This window comes from Shewanella sp. 1180_01 (genome assembly GCF_052850535.1).
In genome coordinates this window covers 1-4,243 of sequence record NZ_VXCT01000102.1, presented here as the reverse complement: position 1 = coordinate 4,243, position 4,243 = coordinate 1, and the positions used below count along the sequence as shown (strand labels likewise).

The 4,243-nt window shown below is 35.7% G+C and carries 4 protein-coding genes; 2 read left to right on the top strand and 2 right to left on the bottom strand.

Going from position 1 to position 4,243, the window contains the following annotated elements:
- Nucleotides 1-287: 287 nt before the first annotated feature.
- Both FW758_RS24030 and FW758_RS24025 read right to left on the bottom strand, forming a co-directional pair.
- Nucleotides 288-1,952, bottom strand: coding sequence for an FAD-dependent oxidoreductase (locus FW758_RS24030; protein ID WP_446446768.1), 1,665 nt, complete (start codon nucleotides 1,950-1,952; stop codon nucleotides 288-290).
- A gap of 32 nt (nucleotides 1,953-1,984) precedes the next feature.
- Complete coding sequence (locus tag FW758_RS24025) at nucleotides 1,985-2,515, bottom strand: cytochrome c3 family protein (protein ID WP_446446767.1); 531 nt, start codon at nucleotides 2,513-2,515, stop codon at nucleotides 1,985-1,987.
- A 241-nt stretch (nucleotides 2,516-2,756) separates the two neighbouring features.
- Here FW758_RS24025 and FW758_RS24020 point away from each other — a divergent pair, with 241 nt between their 5' ends.
- Both FW758_RS24020 and FW758_RS24015 read left to right on the top strand, forming a co-directional pair.
- Nucleotides 2,757-3,632, top strand: coding sequence for a hypothetical protein (locus tag FW758_RS24020; RefSeq protein WP_446446766.1), 876 nt, complete (start codon nucleotides 2,757-2,759; stop codon nucleotides 3,630-3,632).
- A gap of 24 nt (nucleotides 3,633-3,656) precedes the next feature.
- The gene (locus FW758_RS24015) at nucleotides 3,657-4,238 is read left to right on the top strand and encodes a YybH family protein (RefSeq protein ID WP_446446765.1); all 582 of its coding nucleotides are present in this window, start codon (nucleotides 3,657-3,659) and stop codon (nucleotides 4,236-4,238) included.
- The last annotated feature ends 5 nt before the right edge of the window (nucleotides 4,239-4,243 follow it).

Below are 4,243 nucleotides of genomic sequence, written 5' to 3'. Positions count from 1 at the left end.
GAACCAAGGAGCAATTAATGACCTTGCCTCTGAAGCATTAAGTTCTCGCTGAGCGATCACATCTTTATACTGATTGGTCAATAAGCCCTACTTTCTGATTTCAGATACTGACTGCAACTCAATGGAGCAACATAAAGCCAAAAGCAGCACTTTCACCACATACCGATAACTGATGACGGACAAACGTTGTTGATCAAATCCAAGTTATAGATACCAAGATGTTACGCGAATATTAACAACCCAAAGTGCTCAATAACATGGGTTATTGAGCACTCCACATACCCAAATTAAGATTTGAGCATTGTTTCAGTTGCAATATATCCCCACATAGTAGCAGTCATAAGGCTTGTTCCGTTGATCGTAACGGGATAATCTACCCCATATCGTCCCCCTGAAACATTACCAGCAGCATACAAACCAGGAATAGGCTCATGCTCTTTATCAATAACTTGAATTTTATTATTGACAAGCAAACCACCCGTTACCGCTAATAAAGCAGGTCCATGCTTCGTAGCGTAAAATGGCCCTTCTTTGATGCTATTCATCATTTTAATGTTTTTACCATAATCACTATCGACACCAGAGTCAGTCAGTTGGTTATAGCGCTTAATCGTTGCTAAAAAGCTCTTTTTATCGACATCAATTAAATCAGCAAGTTGCTCTAATGTTTCCGCCTTAAAAGCGATACCAGACTCAATACCTTTTTCTAGGTTATGTACATCTAGATCTGGAGTCCACTCTTCCTCTATTGTTCTTTCCATCCCGTCCCAAAATTGCCCGCCTCCCTCAGGAATTGATTTCGCCAATTGTTCTTTCCAATTTTTATCGAAAATAGTATAGGCAAAATCCTTATTTCCAGGTTGAGTTAATATCTTAACTGATTTTGCTTGGAGCCAAGTATCTTCGTTCATAAAACGTTTACCTTGACTGTTAACATGTATGAAGCCAAATTGCTGCCAACTATACGCTAAAGGATGTAACATTGTAGGCCAATCACCTATTTCAGGTTGAGCACCAACCCATAGACCCATTTTATGTCCATCGCCTGTATTTAATGGCTTTGGTGGATAAATAACCTTCTTTGGTAGTAATCCTATAGGCGCAAAACACTCGAGCATTTCTCGATCATGTGCAATATCTCCTGTTGCTAAAAGAACGCCCTTACTACCAAGATACTTAACATACCCCTCTTTTGACTTAGCGATACAACCAATTACACGACCATCTTTTTGAAGCAGTTGTTCAACGTGGTTTTCAAAATAAAAATCTACATTTTTTGACTCTTCACATTCCATTTTAAGCATCCATCCTGGAGTGTGATTGATTCCTTGCCCTGGGAAAAAGTCATATTTAAAAATATGTGTGCCAGCATGTTCGAAATGATTTTTGCCAGTATATTGCCCATTATATAAATAAACAGGACACCCATAAGATTCGGCCTTATTAATAAGCCAGTTTATAACTTCAGGACTCCTATCAGCGTATAACCTGACTAATTCTTCTTGAGGACGATCTCCGCAAGTTTTAAGCCAATCAACAACGACTTTCTCTTTGTCGCACTTTACACCATGCTTTTGCATCAGTTTTGAGTCTGTAGCACCAAACATTAACCCACAAATACGAACACCGGTATGCTTTTCTACGACCGAAACACTTCCTCCCATTTCACTGGCATGGGCTGAGGCCGATAATCCAGCAATCCCAGCACCAATAACAACAATATCAGAGTTAACTGTCTTCACAATTTTAGATTCAGGAATTGGATCCGGTACATTTTCCCAACTCCACTTTTTAGCATCTTTTTCAGCTTTTACTACAGTAGCACTGTCTTTTGAGGATTGATTACACCCTGATAGGGCTACAGCGCTTAAACTAGTCGCTCCAGTTAGTACACCTGCTTTTAAAAATAAGCGACGAGAATTATCTGTGCCTTCATTATTTGTATTTGACATAAATTCACCTAATATATAAATTATTCAATTAATTAACTTGCTGTCCAGCCTTTCTTTTTTAAATCCATAATCCATTTCGCATTGTGGCATTCAGCACAAATAATATTAGACTTACCATGTCCTTTATGGCAGGTAGAGCACTCTTCCTCTCCAGTGTGGTTATCATGCATCTTATAAACCTTGTCACCGTCTACAAACTTGATCCTATCTGTAGTAATAGAGAAAACCTCTTTTACTTTCGATTGATCATTATGACAAGCCAAACAATTATCCCTGGTGATTTCTGGGATTTCACTTTCACTTGGACAAGATGAAATTATCGCCCCTAATATATCGAATGAATTTGATTTATTAACATGACATGATTCACATTTATTGTTAGTCGAGACCTTGTGGTGACCAGCTAACACAGCCTTATCATCAAAACTTTTTGCATAACTCGATAGATTTGAACAGCTTGCGAACCCATCACCATCAGAATTAAACACTGGAATTATAAAAACCATAATTACTATTAAAGAAATAAATATAAGTAATATTTTTTTAAAAGCATTTTTATTCATAGTACCACCCAACGATAAAATATAATGATCAGGAACTAACTTTATCAACAAAACGAAAAGATACAATAACAGGCATCACAAATATCCTGTAATAATATTACCCTATAAAATTAAAAGCTAACAAGCGACGCTCTCAACCAGCAGTAATATAATTACTGCCGATTGGTGACCTACACCTGAGTTTCTATGTTATTTTTATTAGACATTATAGAAACAAATTAACAAGTAGATAGAATATCTCATGTCAAAAAAACATATGAAAGAAAAAACCATATCCTTATTAGCGCTATCTATCATTTCCAGCAGTGTTTTTGCCAGTTCGAGTAATGAGTTTCAAGCTTTAACATTACGATATGACAAACAGCTAACCGAAATAGGTCTTAATAGCGATAATGGATTTACAAAAGGGTTAGCAAAGTATGACAGAATAATAATTGACTATATGCACTTAGCAAATTATGACTGGGGAAGTAATTCGATAATTATTCAATGGGATGATCCATTTGCAATGGGTTCTGGAAACAGCTTTCTGAATAAAAAAGGAAGTCCTTCTAAAGGTGTTGGTGCATACGCATCCTTTAGAGCTTTTTTAGATACAAATATTAACATTGAAAATAGCGACTTTAGCTTATGGTCATATAACTATTTTATAAGCAATGAATTTATGGTTGAGTCCAATAATTACTTTGGATTATCTTACGAAATAAATATCAATGATTTTATCATAACACCTAAAATTGGGTATAACATAACAATCAATCAAAACAACCCATTCCAAGGTGCTATTAATCCAATCACGGGCCAATATGTGGATTACGGTACAAAGGTCATTAGATCAGGCGCAGCCGTTATAACAGCAAATAAGAATTTCAAATTCAAAAACTTCGAATTTAACTTCAATGCTTTCTATGAATCACAGTTTGGAAGAAGTTCTGAATATAACAGTTATGCAGCAAATCTAAACGATTCCTCATACGGGCACTTATTAAGACTAGGGGTTCAAATACCTTTATCAAAATCATTTTCATATGGAATCACATTACAAAACATACATAACTTTGGAGGTTATGGAAATAATGCAAATACGTTAGAGTTAAATGCCAGCTGTTCATTCTAAAAAATTAAACATATATAAGAGGTTATGATGAAATTAGTACAGAAAATTCTACTTACATTAGTTGTTACAAGTATAAACTTCGCGAGTGTCGCTTCAACTGAAACTCCAGTCAATGTTGAACATCAATTAAAGCATAATTTTACACTAAAACAAAAGCAACAAGATCAATTCAAAAATATGGTTACTGACTTGGTCGCAAATGGTTTTGGTAAAATGAATATAGAGAAAGTAAAATCATACTATAACCAAGACCCAGAATTGCGATTTGCAGATGCTGATGGCCCATTCCATAAGGGTTGGAAAGAGTACAAAGTTTGGCTAGGGAAAATTTTTGGTGGATTTGTAGATAAGCAGAAGTTTCTTACACGTGACGTTCATTCTTCAAGGCTTTCAGATGACATCGTACTTACAACACTCATTATTGATAACAAAACAAAGCTAACAAATGGAGAGTTGATTGATAGTGCAATGCGATTATCATTTATTTGGATGCAAACTGAAGGTTCATGGAAAATTATCCACGAACATTTTTCTCTTTGGCATGGTGAACTTGCAGGCCCTATGGGATACCCAGATAATGGCAAACAAATCATTGAGTTAGACTAATTAAA

Coding starts and splice junctions, on each gene's coding strand:
- FW758_RS24030 (WP_446446768.1), bottom strand. CDS start 1,952: ATGTCAAATACAAATAATGAAGGCACAGATAATTCTCGTCGCTTATTT.
- FW758_RS24025 (WP_446446767.1), bottom strand. CDS start 2,515: ATGAATAAAAATGCTTTTAAAAAAATATTACTTATATTTATTTCTTTA.
- FW758_RS24020 (WP_446446766.1), top strand. CDS start 2,757: ATGTCAAAAAAACATATGAAAGAAAAAACCATATCCTTATTAGCGCTA.
- FW758_RS24015 (WP_446446765.1), top strand. CDS start 3,657: ATGATGAAATTAGTACAGAAAATTCTACTTACATTAGTTGTTACAAGT.